The sequence below is a fragment of the Paenibacillus baekrokdamisoli genome, assembly GCF_003945345.1.
GTDB classification, from domain to species: domain Bacteria; phylum Bacillota; class Bacilli; order Paenibacillales; family Paenibacillaceae; genus Paenibacillus_Z; species Paenibacillus_Z baekrokdamisoli.
In genome coordinates, this window is record NZ_AP019308.1 from 2,524,252 (window position 1) to 2,542,963 (window position 18,712).

Genomic DNA, 18,712 nt, shown 5'->3' on the forward strand with positions numbered 1-18,712 from the left:
CTACGCCTCCTTTTATACGCGTGTATTAGCTTTGACAGGACCGAGATAAATCCAGCCTTTTTCAACCTTTAGATCGTACTCATCCAAAGGCTTTGGAGCTACAACCAAGTTCTTGCCATCCTTGGTATAGTGGGCTCCGTGACATGGACAAACATACTCTTCATTCTTTTCTGTGTTCCATCCAATTGTACACCCTAAGTGCTTACATACTGGTGAGAGTGCAAAGGGAGTTCCTTTGTCATCTTTGGAAATCCACGCTGTCAATTCAGGGTCGCTTACGTACCAACCGTCAATCTGGTGAATTTGGAATTTAAACTCTTGCGGTTCCGTTGTTAGCTTGGATTCTTCGACAACTTTAATCCAAGTACCACCGGCTTTCTTCGCCAGAATCGGGTCTACCGCAAACCGTATCATCGGGAGTGACATACCAGCAGCCATAAATGCTCCGGCACCTCCGAGTGTATACGACAAAAATTGACGACGGGACATTCCGCTTCGTTTCACCGGACGTTCTTTGGTTTCATGTTGTTCATGGTTACTCATCTTCTGTTCTACCCCCTTTGCTGAGCCATATCTTGTGTTCTGCCGGAGAAGGCAAAACGTACGACAAACTAGGACATTACTTATAATAGCCTAGGTATTTTAGAGCGTCAAGAATATGGCGGGTAATTTAAACAACGGATCAAAAAGCGTTCTTTAATTTGTTCGTATTTTGTCACAATTGACCTTGTCTGGCATTTGTTTTTCCCATTCAAGCGTCACCTTATGCAAAAGATGCTGGAATTACCTCTTAAGCTCGTCCCAGCCATAATGTTCGAACAGCCTCACTTACAGCTGGCGCGCTTGGCAAGACATCACCATTCTCCAGTCCTATAACCATGTCTGCGGAGATGGGTTTATCTTGATCCGGAGCTTGGAATGCCGCTGCTATAATAACGTACCGAAAACCTACCTGCTTCAAACTTGAGCAAAGAACTGCCAATTGCTCATTTGCACCATCATCCCACTTTACGTAATGGCAAGCTGGATAAACAACAACTCTTCCTTTGAAAGGGCCTTCAATTAAATCGAGAACATCTCGCAAATTCTCCAGCACAGCTGTTGCCTCATGCGGCATTTCTGAACCAGATAAACCTGTCAACGGAAGGATAGCTGTATCCAAATAGGGCTGAAGCTCTGCCCATTGCTCAGCGCTAAGGTCACTGAATTTCATCGTTTCACCAGTCCTTGAGTCATCATTTTCTTTCAAAACATCTGTATTCTACTATCCTACCACAATCCTCCAAACAAAAAAACGACCCGCAACCATACTCGGAGCATTCTCCGAGCGGAAGCAGGTCTTCATGAGCCGTTCTCATAGATCCTTATACATTTAAGGCCTTCAATTCGTCTGTCAAGCGACGGAACGTATCCTTATCCCCGGATGCTAACGCTTTATCAATCGCTTGATACAATCGGTCCGAGCGAAATTTAAGCACGGCCTCATCAAGTGTCATCTCAGCAGCAAGTCCGAGCATCGCTTCGTACGAGACTTTCATTTTATCCATAGGATACACCTCCACCACGGCGTTTAAGAGATCCTATATTCGTTTTCTTGCGCCACTTGAGCTTTCCATCGTCCATCTTTTCGTTGCCAATCGTCTTCTTGTCCGGATTCTGTTGACGACTTTAGCAGGCGATCCAAGAGAAAGCGTATAGGTGTCATTCCTGTAATGATTTCTAGCGAGAGCGAACCGGCTCTACTAAAGCATATTCAAAAACAGCCGCTCCGCTAGGACGTTGGCCCCTGTCAATGATGAATGTGTTCTTGCCTATGTGATAGATACCACTAGCTATTCAAAATAATGGTATCATCATCTATGCTCAGGCCAGCCACGATAGATTTGCCCATTGGCGTCATTCGAATAACCTGTCGCTGCTCGTTATGCTCGCCAATCCGCAGGATGCCAAGATGCATCATCATCCCAATCAAGCGTTGTTCGATGATCGTCTCTGGTTGATCATAATAGAAAGGTTTTATGTAAGGCGTCAGAGCAAGGGTCAATGTTTCTGCATTCACCCAGTGTTGTGAGAGCTTATCGATCCAGTGAACAATCGATTTTATATTCGGAATCGGCCCTCTATATAACCTTATCCAGAACTGATAGATCTTGTCCGGCTGCTCCGGAATACGATGCGTCTGCCTCTCCTTGCCAAGAGCTGTCAATGTAAGGAATCTGCTGGTTTCTTCGATCCATCCTTTGAAATAGCAATAATCATATAGAAGCGCAAGTCGATTCGGATAATCTTTTATCCGTCTGCCATAACCGAATCGCCATTCCCCGCGAGCAGGAAGCTGTTCTTTCACGCCGAATAAGTCAAGAATTTGCAAAATATTTCGTCTGTACATTACCCCATCTGAGGTTAAAGGAATTTCATTGTGTTGGATGTAATGAAGCAGTTGGAGGACATCATCACCCATCAATAACTGCTCATCCCGGTAAGCATCCGGTTCACCATCTGCATAAGTGACCTGAGAAACAAATCGACGTTCCATCGTAGCCTTGAAACGTTCCTTCAAATCGGTTGGTACTTGGAATAAGTAGCGGTTATGTCCCGCGAAGCCATTGAACAGCCACCCATATTGCTTAAACCTAGCTATTGTCTCTCTTGGTCCCGTCTCCGGTATTTGTTTTTCTTTTGTCGCTTTCATACGCTTGGTACTTTTCTTTTGCGCTGTTTTATGGCTAATTACTTGTTCAGAAGAAACTGATTCTGACTCTACCGAGCTCACTCCAAATTTACTTTGTTGTACACGCGCGACAAGTTCTTCTAAGCTGAAGGCATCTCTGGCGTCAAATAGCAGCGAATTTATGAACCGCAAATCTTCTAGTTTCATCCCGCCGATTTGCGCTTCAAACACATCCCTGCGATTAACCGTTGATAAAATAGACTGGATCAAATCGTTTTTCGAATTCCCATTGCATTCACAATGATACGTTGTCGCAATTCGGCTTAGCTGTCCAATATCGGCGTAACTAAGCATGTCCGCCAAATTCATCTTCCGCCCTCCGTTCCCGGTTCCGCTTGCAGGTTTACTATCATTATTGGAAGATTCACGGAATTTATAACCTATGAAAATAAAAAAGCCGCTTAGAACCGCGAATGCGGCAAGCAGCTGATCGTTATATCGTGGTGATTTATTTTTGTAGCTGTTCCAAATGACGGGTGCAATTATGAAGCAACGCTGACCATTTGTTGTTGTCATTCTGCATAATGGAGAAAGAGAGATTACCAATCGGCTTATCCTCTAGTTCAGCACACATCCCTTTGAGTAATTGAGCTAGCAGGCTGCCATGTGATACAACAAGGAGATTGCGAGTCGGCTCCTTTACAGCAGCTTCGTCTACGAAGGATAGAGCGCGTCCGCGTACTGTTTCATCCGATTCTTGCCCACTTTCGGATTTGCGCCAATTGACTCCCCACCTTCTCAGCCGCTCCTCTTCCGTTGTCCCTTCAATTTCACCAAAGAAGCGTTCACGCAGCCTCACTTCACTAGGTAAGAGTGGAATATTTAGCTTAGCGGCTATGATTCGCGCAGTATCGTAAGCACGACTCAGATCACTTGAAATGATAGCATCCCATTGCATCGTATCATGACTTAGCCTATCCGCTAAAGCATGAGCCTGACGGATCCCTTCATCATTTAGCGGCGTATCCGTCTGCCCTTGAATTTTACCTAACGCATTCCAATCCGTTTTACCATGGCGAATAAGTCCTAGCCGCAAACTAAATCCCCTCTTTCCTTTTAAGCTATTAAAAATGAAAAATCTCCAGCAGGTGCTGGAGTAAAAACAATACTTATAGGATACGTCAATTTCGCGTTCGCGAAAACCAATTTAATATGAGCAATGTCATAATGATACCCAGTAAAGACAATGCGACCCAGTATTGAGGGACTGTCGGTACGATATTCAGAAGGATTGGATCGCTTATGCTAGCGACCGGTACATCGGCATAAAAATCAGCACCGATTAAAGAAACATCACTCGCCGCATTGGCTGTTTCAATGAGTCCCGTTAACTTGGCTACCTCGACGGAAGAAGAGTTGTTATAGCCTGTAAGCAAGTAAAATAATCCACTAACGAAAATAGCCATGCAGCATGCAACAATTGCCGTCACATTACGTCGAAAAGACTTTGAGAATTGATAGCTGCGACTTGATACAGGTATGAGCCAAGATTCTTCTGCATAGATTCGATCCATAACCCCATGATTAACATGATCAATTGGACCAATTTCATCCTCATTCTCCGAAAAAAAGCGAATAAGCTGCTCGCTTTCCTCCCAAATTCGGAATTCTTCCCTACAGGTTTCACAATAATCTAGATGATCGTCAATAGTCATTCTTTCTTCGCCATCTTCGATCAAATCCCAATAGGCACCAAACGATTGTTGAACTTCGAGGCATTTCATCTCATTTTCATCCCCTCGTATTCCTCCAGCAATGGTGATTCGCCGAAATACGGTTCTAGTTGTACCTTTACACTGCTGCGGGCCCTGAAAAGAAGTGATTTCACAGAGCTTACTGTTTGACCCAAAATACTGGCTATCTCCTGATAATCCAACTGGTCATATTCTCGAAGAATGAGCGCTGAGCGCTGCTTCTCAGGCAAACTATTGATTGCCTCTCGAACCATCATCATTCGTTCACTTTGCAGTAAACGCTGCTCTGGCACTGTATCTGGCGGTGCAATCGGTATGTATCCAACTTCGTCGAGTGATATATTTCCTGCTTTTTGCTTACGCAGTTCACTAAGTACCGTATTCCTTGCTATTGTGTACAACCATGTGGAGTATGTAGCATCGACTTCGCGGAATGAATGCAAGCTGCGATAGGCTTTATAAAAGGTTTCCGAGCATAAATCTTCCGCCAAGAGCTCAAGTTTCGCACTCTTTAGCATGTGATAGATAAAGGCAAGGATCTTTCGCTGATAGCGCCGCATCAGTTCCGAGTATAGCTGTATATTACCGTCTTTAATTTCACGTATAAGTTGCGAATCGGTCATTACGGGCGATCCTCCTTGGCCTTAGGAGTAATCCCAGTTCGGTATGACTTAAACATTGTACCGAAGCAGGAGAAAAAAGTTGCGCATTCTTTCAAAAAAATATATCAAGAAAAAAACGGCTGGCGCTGCGCGTGAACCGATTATGGAAATGATCCTTGTTCGATTGTTAGTTATCCTATTATTAAAAGTCTATACCTATGCTATAAATTCGAGAAATGCGACCAAAATCCTGCTTCTTTCGACATTGGATAACATTCCCTTATTTTTACATTCATGTACATCTATTGTAACATAGCTGCTTCTTATCTTCGATAAAAAAATTCCAAAGATTATCCCTATTATATTCTAGACGAGACTCAGCCTGACTAAGTTCCAAATTAAACAAAAAAAAGACCGCCCTGATAAAGGGCGGCCCGCACAAAGTGCGAAGGATTAGGATAGGAGTGGAGAGAAACCATACTGTACTTTTATTATATGTATACGTTTTCATTTTGTCAACAAGCGTTTTCATAAATCATATAAAATTTTTAAAAATGAACAGAATATCCGATTTTGTCCAGCTTGTCTACTGCACGATCCAAATCCTCTTGGGTACGGAAAGATAATCTTAGAACGCCTGGTACATCTTCTCTGCTTTCAATGATTTGAATATTACTGAGGTTAATCGAACTGTTACCGAGCTCAGTTGCAACTTTTCCGATTATGCCTGGATGATCAGGTACATCCACATAACATTCGTAGATGGAGTGAATCATGCCTTTACGGCGCTCTGGCAGCTGACCGCGAAATTGTCCCGCTTCCTTGAATGCAAGCTCAATACGATCCCCGTCCTGCTCCTCAAGCATACGAATGAACGTTGAAGTCCCTTCATTCCAATCTTTGAGCAGTCTTAGCAGTACTTTTCGGTTATCGACTAGGATGTCGCGCCAAACAATGGGATCACTCGATGCAATACGTGTAATATCGCGGAAGCCTCCTGCTGCAAGAACACAGTAAAGCTCATTGGTATTACTGTAAGCTCGAATTTGGTTGACCAGCGCAACCGCAATAATATGCGGAAGATGACTGATCGCACCAACAATCTCATCATGCTCTTCTGGACTAACCTGAATAATATGAGCTTTCGTGTGCTTTAGAAGCTCGATCAGCTTATCCACTTCCTGCTGATTCGTATCGGGGTCAGGCGTAATCACGTAAAAAGCATTTTCGAATAAATAGACGGAAGCCGCTTCTACTCCAGACTGCTCCTTCCCTGCCATCGGATGACCACCGATAAACGTTGCTCCCTCAAGTTGAACTTGTTTAGCACTTGCTGCAACCGATGCCTTCGTGCTTCCAACATCCGTTACAATACATCCTGGCTTCAGCTGCAATGAGCTAAGCTCACGTACATACTGATCCAGATTCCCTACAGGAACACATAAAAAAATAAAATCCGCGCCTTCTGCGGCCTCGCGCATAGACGTTGTCGCATAATCGACAACGCCCCGCTCGAGGTACTTGGCTGCGGATGATTCACGTATGGAATGACCAACGACAGTGAGTCCTGGCTTGCCCTTAAAGCAAAGCGCAAGCGAGCCGCCAATCAAACCGACGCCAAATATCGCAATTTTCGTCATAATATTAACCTAGCACCGCCGCTTCTGATAGTACTTCCTCGAGTGCCTTAATAAACGACTCGTTCTGCGCTTGGCTTCCTACCGTAATCCGGATATGCGTTGGATAATAAGTCCAGCGAGCACGAGAGATAATCCCTCTGCGAAGCAGCCCATCGAATACTTGCTGCGAAGGTAGTTTCACATCGACCATGACAAAGTTGCCATGCGCTTCGAAATGACTAAGACCTAAACGGGCAAATTGTTCAGTCAAGTAAATGCGGCCTTCCGCATTACGTTCCTTACAGCTATTCAAGAAATCAATATCCTTGATTGATGCGGTTGCGGCTGCTTGGGCAAAGCGAGTGGTATTGAATGGCTCACGGACTTGATTGATGGAGCGTACAACATCTGGATGCCCTACCCCATAACCAATACGCAAAGATGCTAAGCCATATATTTTGGAAAAGGTACGTAATAAGATCACATTATTATTATCACGAAGGAGTGCAAGACTGTTCGGATAAGCCTCATCCGTTACATATTCATAATAAGCCTCGTCAAGAACAATGAGAACATGCTTGGGCACTTCACGAACAAATGCTGCCAATTCATCTTCGCGAACGATTGTCCCAGATGGGTTATTCGGGTTACAGATCCATACGATTTTGGTACGCTCATTGATTTTTGACAAAATAGCCGGCAAATCATGCGTTCCTTCTTTAAGCGGTACTTCAATAACCGTAGCGCCTTCGATCTCTGCGTTATGTTTATATTGCGGGAAGGTCTCATCCGCCATGATCGTTTCGTCGCCAGGAGATAGGAATGCACGAGCGAGCATTAGAATAACCTCGTCAGATCCTGCTCCGAAAATAATTTGGTTTGGATTAACCTCCAAATATTCGGCTACTGCTGCTGTCAGTTGAACACTTCCACCATCCGGATAAATGCTAATATTGGCAATTTCATTCTGGATAGCTGCTTTGGCATGCTCTGAGCTTCCGAATGGATTCTCGTTGGAGGCAAGCTTGATAACTTCCTTAAGCCCTAGCTCACGCTTAACCTCTTCGACGGGTTTACCAGGCTGGTAAACAGGTAAATGGACAATACTTTTCTTAGGAATCAACTATAATCACCTCATGGAAATGGCTTATTGGTACTGACTTTATGTTGAACATTGTCTCATAAGTCAGATGTATTTAAAAGTTTTTTCAGGTAAGTTACCAAACTCTATTCGCCCTTCAAGGCTCTGACAAAATCACGAATTTGCGCAAGTCCCTCTTTTTTGGTGTCTTTCGATTGCAGCAAGGGGACCACTTCTTCGATTTTACGAACAATAGCACTACCCACAATGACCCCATCAGCCTGTTTCTCGAAGCGCTCCACCTGCTCGCGGCTCGAAATTCCAAAGCCCACAGCAATAGGAATAGAAGTCGCGCTTCTTACGGTCGATAAGAAATCATCAATCCCTTTGTGGAAATCGGCACGGACACCTGTAACGCCAAGCGACGAAACACAATAAACGAAGCCACGCGCTTTACTTGCAATACGGGCTACACGATCATTGGAAGTAGGGGCAACAAGCGGAATAAGATGAATGCCTGCTTCCTCTGCCATCTCACGAACTTCACTATCTTCCTCTATTGGCAGGTCAGGAATAATAAGACCACTGATTCCTTTGGCAATAACGAGCTTAAAGAAACTTTCCAAGCCGTATTGAAGCACAGGATTATAGTATGTGAAGAGAATGAATGGCAGCTTAACACCGATGTTACGGGCATTCTCTGCTACTTGGATGACATCAGCAACCGAAATACTTCCGTTCTTGAGCGCACGTTCAGATGCACGCTGAATAACCGGCCCGTCAGCAAGGGGATCGGAATAAGGAACCCCAAGCTCAATCATGTCGGCGCCTGCTTCTTCCAGAGCTTGAATGATATCAACGGATGTCGCCAAGTCCGGATCACCGATCGTCAAGAACGGAATTAGCGCAGAACGCCCCTGCTCTCTGAGCTGGGCGAATTTATTGTCTATAAGATTATTAGTGGCCATCTGTCGTTCCTCCTAATGATCCCATAATCGTGTGAACATCTTTATCTCCGCGACCGGATAAATTGACGACGATAATTTTGTCCTTACTTAGCGTTGGAGCCAGTTTCATGACCTGTGCGATCGCATGTGCGGATTCGAGTGCCGGTATAATGCCTTCCATGCGCGTTAATAGGAGCAGTGCTTCAAGCGATTCCGCATCTGTAATCGGAACGTATTCTGCACGACCAGCATCCTTTAAGTAAGCATGCTCCGGTCCTATACCAGGATAATCTAATCCAGCAGAGATGGAATGGGCAGGCTGTACTTGTCCATATTCATCTTGGAGTACATAGCTAAGAGAGCCCTGGAACACCCCATGACGACCTTTAGTCATGGTTGCTGCATGCTCATCCGTATCAACGCCTCTGCCTGCTGCCTCTACGCCAATCATTCGAACGGATTCATCTCCGATAAAGGGATAAAACATACCGATTGCATTACTGCCCCCACCAACCGCAGCTACTACATAATCAGGTAATCTACCCGCTTCCTTCTGAATCTGCTCCCGAGTCTCATCACCAATGATCCGTTGAAAATCACGTACCATCATCGGATAAGGATGAGGTCCAGTTACGGAGCCAAGTATATAATACGTATCCTCTACGTTGCTTACCCAATAACGCAGCGTTTCATTACAAGCATCCTTCAGCGTTCTTGTTCCGGACATAACCGGAACAACCTCAGCACCGAGCAGCTGCATACGGAATACATTAAGCTCTTGACGCTTAGTATCCTCTTCACCCATAAACACTTTACATTCCATACCTAGCAGCGCAGCTACGGTTGCTGATGCGACACCGTGCTGACCCGCGCCTGTTTCAGCAATAATCTTGGTTTTCCCCATTCGTTTAGCGAGAACGCCTTGACCGATTGTATTGTTAATTTTGTGCGCGCCAGTATGGTTTAAATCTTCGCGTTTAAGATAGATTTTGGCTCCGCCCAGATGCTCGCTTAGACGCTCCGCATAATAAAGTGAGGTTGGACGACCTGAATAATGATTTAATAAATAACGGACTTCCGCAATGAAATCCGGGTCCTTGGAATAATGCTTATAAGCTTCTTCTAGCTCGAGCAGTGCGTTCATCAGCGTTTCTGGTACATAACGACCGCCAAACTTCCCGAACCTCCCGTTTACGTCAGGGACTTGATTCATGCTTGATTCACCCTTTCAACAAACCTGCGAATTTTATCTATATCTTTGATGCCTTCCGTTTCTACACCACTTGAGACGTCTACACCACTCGGTGTATAATTTTCCAGCAATTCACCAACATTATCTGGGTGAAGTCCACCAGCGACATATAATGGAACGCCGATTCGAGCAGCTGCCTCAGCATAACGTTGAATTACATGCCAAGCAAAGGCTTGTCCGGTACCTCCACCAGCTGTATCAATAAGGACGGCATCAAGGGTACCTTGATAGCGATCAAGTCTAAGCGGCCCCTCTGCCAATTTCTTCGAATGGCTATCATCAGACAGCTGCTCGCTCTCCGTCACCGAGAAGACCTTCCATACTTCAACGCCAAGCTCTTCCCTTATTGCCGCGCATAGCTCCGGTGACTCATCACCATGCAGCTGAACGACATCAAGTGGAGCTACTTTCAGCAGTTCACGCAAAATTTCAAGCTGTGTGTCTACGAAAACGCCTACCGTATGCGGCCTACTTCCGGCTGGAGTCCGTAGTTTATGCACTTCACGGATCAGCTCACCCGCTAGCTGAGGAGATACTTCTCTACGACTTTTCGCAAATAAAAAGCCAATCTCGTCTAACGGCAGGCCATTCATCGCGCGGATCGTTTCCACATCGCGCAGTCCGCATATTTTGACTCGTGTCCGTCGATCCTGCAGCTTGTTCATTTCCTGGTCACCGGTCCCATTAATTCCTCTACTGCAGCAGCTACATCAGGCTGACGCATGAAGAATTCACCAACCAACACGCCCTTCGCCCCTACTGACTGGACATAGGAGATATCCTGCGGAACGGATATGGAACTCTCGCTAATAACCGACACACCGGCAGGGACAAGTCCGATCAGTTTCTCCGTTGTTGTAATATCGGTCTCAAAGGTCTGAAGATTACGATTGTTAATTCCAATCAGCTTAGCTTTACCAATTCCGAGCACTGCTTCCATCTCTTCCTGATCATGCACTTCAACAAGCACATCCAAGCCGATGGACTTCGCAATATCGTAAAACTCGGACAATTGAGAAGGTCTGAGGATCGCCGCTATTAACAAAATAGCATCGGCACCAATCACTCGGGCTTCGTAAATTTGACGATAGTCGACCGTGAAGTCCTTACGAAGCAAAGGTATGCTAACTGCACTGCGAACAGCTGTCAGATACTCGTTCTTCCCTTGAAAATAATCCTCATCTGTTAATACGGAGATACAATCAGCACCAGCAGCTTCGTAAGTACGCGCCAATGCTACTGGATCGAAATCCGCACGTATAAGTCCTTTGGACGGGGATGCCTTCTTCACTTCAGCGATTAGACCAAGCGGGCGATTCGTAGAACCTGCTATTACATGTTCAAAACCTTTGCATGGCGGTAACTCTGCTATTTGACGCTCGTATTCGTTGAGTGAAAAGCTTTCTGCAAGATCATCCACTTCTTTACGTTTGGAAGCTACGATTTTATCAAGAAACATGAACCAACACTCCTGTCGTATCAATAAGCTGCTCTAGCTTTGCCGCTGCCTTGCCAGAATCAATAATTGCTGCAGCCGCTTCTACACCTTCCCTTAAAGAAGCTACAGAACCGCCTACATACATACATGCTCCGGCATTAGCCAATACAATATTACGATATGCCTCACGTTCTTCGCCACTGAAAATCCGTCGAATAATCGAAGCATTAACATCCGCCTCGCCACCGATGATTTCGGCTAGGGAATGAACGGGCAGTCCCAGATCTTCGGGTGTAATTTCGTATGTTCGAACCCTACCGTACTGAAGTTCAGAAATCTGGGTCGGAGAAGATATACTGATTTCGTCTAAGCCATCATGACTGCTCACGACCATCGCACGCTTCAAGCCGAGCTCGCCAAGCACCTCCGCAACCGTACTCGTCCGTGAACGATCGTATAGACCAAGTAATTGACGATCTGCGCCAGCTGGATTAGTTAGGGGTCCGAGCATATTAAAAATCGTACGAATGCCGATCTCTCGTCTTGGAGACGCCGCATATTTTAAAGAAGGATGATACAGCTGCGCGAACATGAAGCATATTCCAATCGATTCCAAGCAGCTAGCCGCCTGCTCTGCGCTTAAAGTAATTGTCACGCCTAGCGCTTCAAGTACATCCGCGCTCCCAGATTTACCGGACATCGCGCGATTGCCATGCTTGGCAACACGTACTCCACCGGCGGAAGCAATAATTGCCGAAGCGGTGGAAATGTTGAATTTGTGGATACCCGATCCACCGGTCCCACAGGTATCAAGAAGTCCCTGCTGCTCTGTAAGCACATGATTGGAGTGAGCTCGCATTGCTTCTGCGAAGCCCGTGATTTCGTCCTTCGTTTCACCCTTCATTCGAAGGGCAGTCACTACAGACCCAATCTGTGCACCGGTTGCTTCACCATTCATTATAATCCCCATAATGGTCCGCGCTTCCTCACGGGTCAAATCTTGATTGGATATTAGAGCAGCAAGCGCGCGCTGCATCGTTATTGTTTCATTCACCACGGCGCTGCTCATCCTTTCACATTCGCGTAATAATCCATATTGATCATGCTCTCGCCCCGCGGGGGAACAGTGAATGCAGCTTCAGCTGCACGAACGGCTTTGAGCAGCGCCATCGCCTTATTAACGGTCTCCTGATACTCATTCTCCGGTATGGAATCCCATACGATTCCAGCTCCTGCCTGCACGTAAGCTTTGCCGCCCTTGAAAATCAGGGTGCGAATTGTAATACAGGTATTCAAGCTGCCGCCAAAACCCAGATAACCAATGGCGCCTGCATAAGCACCACGCGCTTCATTCTCAAGCTCAGCGATGATACTCATCGCTCTTAGCTTTGGAGCACCAGAAACTGTTCCAGCAGGCATACAGGATACAAAAGCATCGAAGAAGTCTTTGTCCTCACGAAGCTTGCCCGATACGTTGGAAACGATATGCATCACATGCGAGTACCGCTCAATATCCATATAGGAATCACAGCGAACGCTGCCAAATTCGGACACTCTACCGATATCGTTTCGGCCCAAATCGACAAGCATTAAATGCTCTGCGCGTTCCTTCTCATCCGCTAATAGCTCCCGTTCAAGCTCCAAGTCCTGCTCAGGTGTCTTGCCGCGCGGTCTTGTGCCTGCAATAGGACGTGTCTCTACTCGCTCCCCGTCTACCTTCACCAACGCTTCTGGCGAGGTCCCGACGATAACTTCATCGCCCAATTTCAAATAATACATATAAGGTGAAGGATTCATTGTACGCAATATCCGATAGACATGGAAAGGATCAACCTCTGTCTCGATGTTGAAACGCTGGGATAATACAACTTGAAAAATATCGCCTGCACGAATATATTCCTTCGCTTGATCCACATTTGACAAGAACTGTTCTTTAGTCAAATTGGAGGATACCTCTCCAAGGTCCGGATCTGGGAGTATGGCACCACCCGCCATTAATGTAGTAGACAGCGGCTGCTGCAGTCGTTCAATTGTTGCTTCTATATTGCTGAGCGTCTCTTCATATACCTTCTGAATAGCTTCATCTGTTCCAGCATGGGGAATATGAACATTGCCAATGACTTGAATTTGTTGTTTGAAATGGTCGAACACAATGACTTGATCACAAAACATAAATTGAAGATCATTCATATTCAAATCGTCTATCCGGTGAGGTGAAAGTTTCTCATAATACTGCAGCAAATCATAACCGAAGAACCCGATGGCACCGCCTGTAAACGGTGGAAGATCACCAATTGACGGGCTGCGGAAAGAGCGTAAATGTGCTTTTAACAGCTCAATTGGTTTCTCACGCAGAATCGTTTCTTCACCGTTCTGCTCAATAACCATCTCGCCGTTCTTGCCGCGAATGGTCATGAACGGGTTCGTACCGATAAATGAATAACGCGCCCATTTGACACCACCCTCAACGCTTTCTAACAGGAAGGCTTGACGATCCTTATAGAAGTGTTGAAAAATGCGAATTGGTGTCTCCGTGTCTGCCATCATATGTCTAACGATAGGAATTAGATTATACGTTTCTGATAGCTTAATGACCTGTTGCAGCTCGTTGTTCATACTCTATCTCTCCTCTAATGGAAAATAAAAAAACTCCTGCCGAAGCAGGAGTGTTCATGTCAGAAGATGGATCATGAGTGCTGGAATCAGAATTCAGCGAAATGACACCCAGATAGCGTGAATTCCTGCCCAAAGGCATGGAATAAGCTACAGATCACCGCTTGGAATCCTGCTAATTCTTCACTATGCTCAGCTCTACTCATCTCATCTTGCCCTCATAAACACGAACTCACTCGACTCAACTCTACTCTTGCTCTAACTATAAAATCACTATAACACCAGCACTAAGGACCCGTCAACATTAACCTTATCCTAAATAAGGAAAATCTGACAGCTTTAGATGTGTGTCATGATTACCTATGATTTTGTCAAATCTGGTCGAAGCGTCTGAGCTCCGCCTAAGTACACATGCTCGATGGCTTTTTGAGATTTGTCTGTATTAACAAGGACCATAAGACGGATACATTTCTCTAAGCTGCCTTTAACAGGGACTTCGAGCGCACACATAAGCGGCACTAGCTCCCATCCACTCATTTGCCTAATGGCACGTGCAGGGAAGGTATCATCCAAATCCCCCGTCACCGTTATAAATACATAAGCAATATCTTCAGGCACAATGCTATTCGCTGCAACGATTCCATTCAACAACTCGACCGTAGCTTGCAAAATCGGCTGTTCCTCATTAACATCCACCGTAATGGCGCCGCGTATTCCCCGTACACTCATCCTTAAACGGCCTCCTGCTTCAATTGTTCCACGATCTCTCGAATGAGAGCAGCGGAAACGGATTTGTTGATCTCTACTTTACCAATTTCAATGGGAACGATGAACACCATGGTTCCTTCTGCGAATTTCTTATCATGCATCATCGCTTCCATAATGGCATCTGTATCTAGGTGCTCAGGCAATCGAACCGGTAAGCCAACTTGCGACAATACACGTTTGGTTACCGTATATACATCTTCAGACGCTCCAAGCTTCACTGCAAGACGTGCTGCTCCAACCATACCAATCGATATCGCTTCGCCATGCAGCAGCTCTTTGTAGCCTGCTACGGCTTCCAACGCATGACCAATCGTATGACCTAGATTCAAGATCGCTCTTAAATCATTCTCACGCTCATCCTTTGATACAACTTCCGCTTTTACACTGCAGCCCATGAACAGGGCGTATCCAAGTGCATCTGCATCAAGTGAAGTAAGGCGTTCCGCATTCTCGTCACACCATTGAACGAATGCTGGATCCCATATGAGACCATGCTTAACGACCTCGGAAAGTCCTGCACTTATTTCACGCTTCGGCAAAGTTTGCAGCGTATTCAGATCGTATAAAACAAGCTCAGGCTGATGAAAGGCACCGATGATATTCTTTGCCAGCGGATGGTTAACGGCAACCTTGCCGCCTACGCTGCTGTCGTGAGCAAGAATTGTGGTCGGTACCTGAACGAATTTAAGGCCCCGCATATAGGAAGCGGCCACGAATCCAGCAAGATCGCCAACCACGCCGCCTCCGAGTGCAACGATTGTTGATTTACGATCAAGACCAGCATCTAATGCTTTGGTTACGAGGCTCTCAAGAACAGCTAATGATTTGGAGCTCTCACCCGGCTTGATGATGGCTGTTGAGACGTCAAAGCCAGCTGCGACAAGAACAGTCTGAAGCTTCTCTAAGTGCCGCTCCGCTACATTCTCATCGGTAATAATCATGAGAGGTGACTTCTTGCTTATGCCGCGCTGCGCGAATAGCTCTCCTGCGTCATCGAGCAGACCTTCACCAATATAAATCGGATAAGAGCGATCACCCAGCTCAACGGTTAATTCACGTCGCGGATGCATTAGTACTGCTCCAGTTGAGCCAAGTAGTTGTTATAATTCGCCCGGATTTCTTCCATGGAATCTCCACCGAATTTCTCCAAGAATGCTTTCGCAACTTCCCAAGCTACAACATGCTCCATAACAACGCTCGCTGCAGGAACAGCACAACTATCGGACCGTTCCACTTGCGCCGTAAATGCTTCTCTTGTATCAATGTCTACGCTCTGAAGCGGCTTATAAAGAGTAGGAATTGGTTTCATAACACCGCGTACGACGATAGGTTCCCCGTTCGTCATTCCGCCTTCGAATCCGCCTAGACGGTTGGATGCTCGGTGATAACCGCGCTCTGCCGTGTATAGGATTTCGTCATGTACCTGTGAGCCCTTAATGGAACCAGCTTCAAAACCGATACCAATTTCACAGCCTTTGAAAGCATTAATGGATACAACTGCTTGCGCGATGCGACCATCCAGCTTACGGTCATATTGAACATGGCTGCCAAGTCCAATTGGTACGCCTTCTACGATACATTCGACAATACCGCCGATCGAATCGCCTTCCGCTTTAATTTCATCAATATAAGCGGTCATCTTCTCTTCCGTTTCCTTATCAACAACACGAACAGATGATTCCTCTGTTATACGGATCAGGTCATCGATTGGCAGGTTGTTAGCCGGTGCTTCAATTTCTCCAATACGAATTACCTGTCCAGCTACTTTAATGCCGAAGGCAGACAAGAACTGACGAGCTACAGCTCCTACTGCTACACGGGCTGCCGTTTCACGGGCACTTGAGCGCTCCAGTACATTACGCAGATCCTTCAAGTTATATTTGAGACCGCCATTTAAATCGGCATGTCCAGGACGCGGACGATGGACGCGGCGTTTCTCTTCATCTCCACCTTCGATAGGCTCAATATTCATAACGGAAGTCCAGTGTTTCCAGTCGTTATTAGCAACGATTAGCGCAACTGGCGCTCCCGTCGTCTTCCCATGACGAACCCCGCCAACAATATTCGCGGTATCCTTCTCGATCTGCATACGGCGTCCACGGCCGTGTCCCTTTTGACGACGGTGCAGCTGAAAATTCAATTCCTCAAAATCTAATTGCAAATTGCTTGGTAGTCCTTCAATAATAGCTGTAAGCTGCGGACCATGCGTCTCACCAGCTGTCAAATATCTTAAACTCACTGCAAAGCCCCTCCTTCAATCCGAACAATACGCGTACGTCCCATCCGGTAATGTATACCTGCCCAAATATCTTTGCTCATTATAGTATAGCCTAGTCGGTTTGACAAGGAATTCGAAGCTCTCTTTCAAAACGTCTATGTAAAGAAAAAAGCTACCATTCACTCCTCAGGTAAGGGTGATTGATAGCAGAAAGTGATATAACTTTAACCGATTACTGACCGTTTACTCTGCAAGTTCTGCTGAGGATCAGCACCAAGATGGGGATCATTGATTAAGCCAGTTATCTGGCCGACATCGACCCCGAGTATTTGCGCGCATTCGCGGACGTTAATGAATCCTCTTCTATATGCTGCAATTACTTTTCGTTTGTCCATTCTAAACCCCCAACATAGTTAGACTACTCCTAGTATCGGAGAAGTTAGGAGGTGATATACATGACTTAGGTGCGTTTACGATAAAAGAAAGTTTCAACGGATTCAAAATCATACTGAGCCGGTGTGAAAATTTGCTCCGTACTCCCAACAAACAGTATTCCGCCGGGACGAAGCGCCCCCGAGAATTTCTGGTAAAGGAGATGCTTAGCTTCCTCTGTAAAGTAAATCATTACATTGCGGCAGACGATAATATCAAATCCGCTATCAAACGTATCATGAAGAAGATTTTGCTGTTTATACGTGATCGATTTCTTCAAATGATTAACGATTGTATAGTTTTCTTTATCCTCTTTGGAGAAATATTTGTTTAAGTAGGATTGCGGTACGTCACGAATGGAACGCTCATGGTAATTGCCAAGCGCCGCCTTTTGTAAGACAATCGCATCTAAATCCGTTGCTAGAATCGAGGTGCGATCTAATGCGCCGAGCTCTGATGCAATCATCGCTAACGTATAGGGTTCCTCGCCCGTTGAGCAGGCTGCACTCCAGATTCGAACGCGCCCGCCACCTTTTAGCATCTCAGGAATAAATTTCTTTTCCATCGCTTCCCAACGACTTGGGTTCCGCCAAAATTCCGAAACATTAATCGTCATTCGATCAAGAAACTCGTTAAGCAATCTATTATCCCGTTCAATTGCGTCGAAATAGGCAGCAAAATTATTAAATCCATTCTTCTGCCTAAGTGTCGTTAATCTGCGTTTCATTTGTGCTTCTTTATATTGTGAAAGATCAATATCTGTCTTGGCTTTCATTCGTTTCACGAATAATTCGAAATCCATGTCTTCCAAACTCTATTCCCCCGCTGCGATCGACTAGAAGCACACTATTTTGTTAAAAAGAACCATTAAATCCAACGCTGCAGTGTTCGCTCATATTCAAGCACTTCACTTGGAGCAAAGAAAATACCAATCTCCCTTTCAGCGCTTGATACAGAATCCGAACCATGTATAACATTGAAATTCGTATGTACAGCATAATCCGAGCGGATCGTACCTGGTGCAGCATCAATCGCGTTCGTCTTCCCAATAAGGGCACGCGATAGCGCAATAACATTGTCGCCCTCCCATACCATAGCAAACACGGGTCCTGACGTAACAAACTCAACGAGCGGTGGATAGAAAGGCTTCCCAACATGCTCCGCGTAATGACGCTCAGCTAGCTCTGGGGTTATCTGCATAAACTTAGCGGCAACAAGTTTCAATCCTTTGCGCTCAAATCGTGATAGGATTTCACCAATTAAACCACGTTGTACCCCATCTGGCTTGACCATTAAAAATGTTTTTTCCATCTGCTT

General features: G+C 45.6%; 21 protein-coding genes. All 21 read right to left on the reverse strand.

Annotated elements, in window-relative coordinates; all coding sequences use genetic code 11:
• Window positions 1–12: 12 nt before the first annotated feature.
• Window positions 13–543 (reverse strand): Rieske (2Fe-2S) protein, encoded by a 531-nt coding sequence (locus EKN16_RS11305; protein ID WP_125656692.1) that lies wholly within the window; start codon window positions 541–543, stop codon window positions 13–15.
• A gap of 247 nt (window positions 544–790) precedes the next feature.
• Window positions 791–1,213, reverse strand: a complete 423-nt coding sequence (locus EKN16_RS11310) for a DUF2487 family protein (RefSeq protein WP_125656695.1) — start codon at window positions 1,211–1,213, stop codon at window positions 791–793.
• Between the two features lie 151 nt (window positions 1,214–1,364).
• Window positions 1,365–1,547: an IDEAL domain-containing protein gene (locus EKN16_RS11315; protein ID WP_125656697.1), complete on the reverse strand. Its 183-nt coding sequence runs from the start codon at window positions 1,545–1,547 to the stop codon at window positions 1,365–1,367.
• Between the two features lie 281 nt (window positions 1,548–1,828).
• Window positions 1,829–3,247: a hypothetical protein gene (locus EKN16_RS11320; protein WP_311546553.1), complete on the reverse strand. Its 1,419-nt coding sequence runs from the start codon at window positions 3,245–3,247 to the stop codon at window positions 1,829–1,831.
• The gene (locus EKN16_RS11325; RefSeq protein ID WP_125656703.1) at window positions 3,180–3,767 is read right to left on the reverse strand and encodes a histidine phosphatase family protein; all 588 of its coding nucleotides are present in this window, start codon (window positions 3,765–3,767) and stop codon (window positions 3,180–3,182) included. The genes EKN16_RS11320 and EKN16_RS11325 overlap by 68 nt, the downstream gene beginning before the upstream one ends.
• 85 nt (window positions 3,768–3,852) lie before the next feature.
• Window positions 3,853–4,455, reverse strand: a complete 603-nt coding sequence (locus EKN16_RS11330) for an anti-sigma factor family protein (RefSeq protein ID WP_125656706.1) — start codon at window positions 4,453–4,455, stop codon at window positions 3,853–3,855.
• Window positions 4,452–5,048 (reverse strand): RNA polymerase sigma factor, encoded by a 597-nt coding sequence (locus EKN16_RS11335; RefSeq protein ID WP_125656709.1) that lies wholly within the window; start codon window positions 5,046–5,048, stop codon window positions 4,452–4,454. The genes EKN16_RS11330 and EKN16_RS11335 overlap by 4 nt, the downstream gene beginning before the upstream one ends.
• 527 nt (window positions 5,049–5,575) lie before the next feature.
• Entirely contained in the window at window positions 5,576–6,667 is a 1,092-nt protein-coding gene (locus tag EKN16_RS11340; protein WP_125656711.1) for a prephenate dehydrogenase, read from the reverse strand.
• A gap of 4 nt (window positions 6,668–6,671) precedes the next feature.
• Window positions 6,672–7,769, reverse strand: coding sequence for a histidinol-phosphate transaminase (gene hisC, locus EKN16_RS11345; protein ID WP_125656714.1), 1,098 nt, complete (start codon window positions 7,767–7,769; stop codon window positions 6,672–6,674).
• A 104-nt stretch (window positions 7,770–7,873) separates the two neighbouring features.
• Window positions 7,874–8,695 (reverse strand): tryptophan synthase subunit alpha, encoded by an 822-nt coding sequence (gene trpA / locus EKN16_RS11350; protein ID WP_125656717.1) that lies wholly within the window; start codon window positions 8,693–8,695, stop codon window positions 7,874–7,876.
• Complete coding sequence (gene trpB, locus EKN16_RS11355; RefSeq protein WP_125656720.1) at window positions 8,685–9,887, reverse strand: tryptophan synthase subunit beta; 1,203 nt, start codon at window positions 9,885–9,887, stop codon at window positions 8,685–8,687. The genes trpA and trpB overlap by 11 nt, the downstream gene beginning before the upstream one ends.
• Window positions 9,884–10,591 carry a phosphoribosylanthranilate isomerase gene (locus EKN16_RS11360; protein ID WP_125656723.1) on the reverse strand — a complete coding sequence of 236 codons (708 nt, stop codon included), beginning with the start codon at window positions 10,589–10,591 and terminating at the stop codon, window positions 9,884–9,886. Before EKN16_RS11360 ends, trpB begins: the two co-directional genes overlap by 4 nt.
• On the reverse strand, window positions 10,588–11,385 hold the full coding sequence (gene trpC, locus EKN16_RS11365) for an indole-3-glycerol phosphate synthase TrpC (protein ID WP_125656726.1): 798 nt from the start codon (window positions 11,383–11,385) through the stop codon (window positions 10,588–10,590). The genes EKN16_RS11360 and trpC overlap by 4 nt, the downstream gene beginning before the upstream one ends.
• Window positions 11,375–12,400, reverse strand: a complete 1,026-nt coding sequence (trpD, locus tag EKN16_RS11370) for an anthranilate phosphoribosyltransferase (protein WP_125666139.1) — start codon at window positions 12,398–12,400, stop codon at window positions 11,375–11,377. The genes trpC and trpD overlap by 11 nt, the downstream gene beginning before the upstream one ends.
• Window positions 12,401–12,429: 29 nt before the next feature.
• Window positions 12,430–13,980 (reverse strand): anthranilate synthase component I, encoded by a 1,551-nt coding sequence (gene trpE / locus EKN16_RS11375; protein ID WP_125656729.1) that lies wholly within the window; start codon window positions 13,978–13,980, stop codon window positions 12,430–12,432.
• Window positions 13,981–14,337: 357 nt separating this feature from the next.
• Window positions 14,338–14,706: a chorismate mutase gene (gene aroH, locus EKN16_RS11380; protein WP_125656732.1), complete on the reverse strand. Its 369-nt coding sequence runs from the start codon at window positions 14,704–14,706 to the stop codon at window positions 14,338–14,340.
• 2 nt (window positions 14,707–14,708) lie between these two features.
• Window positions 14,709–15,815: a 3-dehydroquinate synthase gene (gene aroB / locus EKN16_RS11385; RefSeq protein WP_125656735.1), complete on the reverse strand. Its 1,107-nt coding sequence runs from the start codon at window positions 15,813–15,815 to the stop codon at window positions 14,709–14,711.
• Window positions 15,815–16,984 carry a chorismate synthase gene (aroC, locus tag EKN16_RS11390; RefSeq protein ID WP_125656738.1) on the reverse strand — a complete coding sequence of 390 codons (1,170 nt, stop codon included), beginning with the start codon at window positions 16,982–16,984 and terminating at the stop codon, window positions 15,815–15,817. Before aroC ends, aroB begins: the two co-directional genes overlap by 1 nt.
• Window positions 16,985–17,187: 203 nt before the next feature.
• Window positions 17,188–17,358, reverse strand: a complete 171-nt coding sequence (locus EKN16_RS32210) for a hypothetical protein (RefSeq protein WP_164522768.1) — start codon at window positions 17,356–17,358, stop codon at window positions 17,188–17,190.
• Window positions 17,359–17,423: 65 nt separating this feature from the next.
• Window positions 17,424–18,206: a CheR family methyltransferase gene (locus EKN16_RS11395; RefSeq protein WP_125656741.1), complete on the reverse strand. Its 783-nt coding sequence runs from the start codon at window positions 18,204–18,206 to the stop codon at window positions 17,424–17,426.
• A 56-nt stretch (window positions 18,207–18,262) separates the two neighbouring features.
• Window positions 18,263–18,706, reverse strand: a complete 444-nt coding sequence (gene ndk / locus EKN16_RS11400) for a nucleoside-diphosphate kinase (protein ID WP_125656744.1) — start codon at window positions 18,704–18,706, stop codon at window positions 18,263–18,265.
• Window positions 18,707–18,712 lie beyond the last annotated feature (6 nt).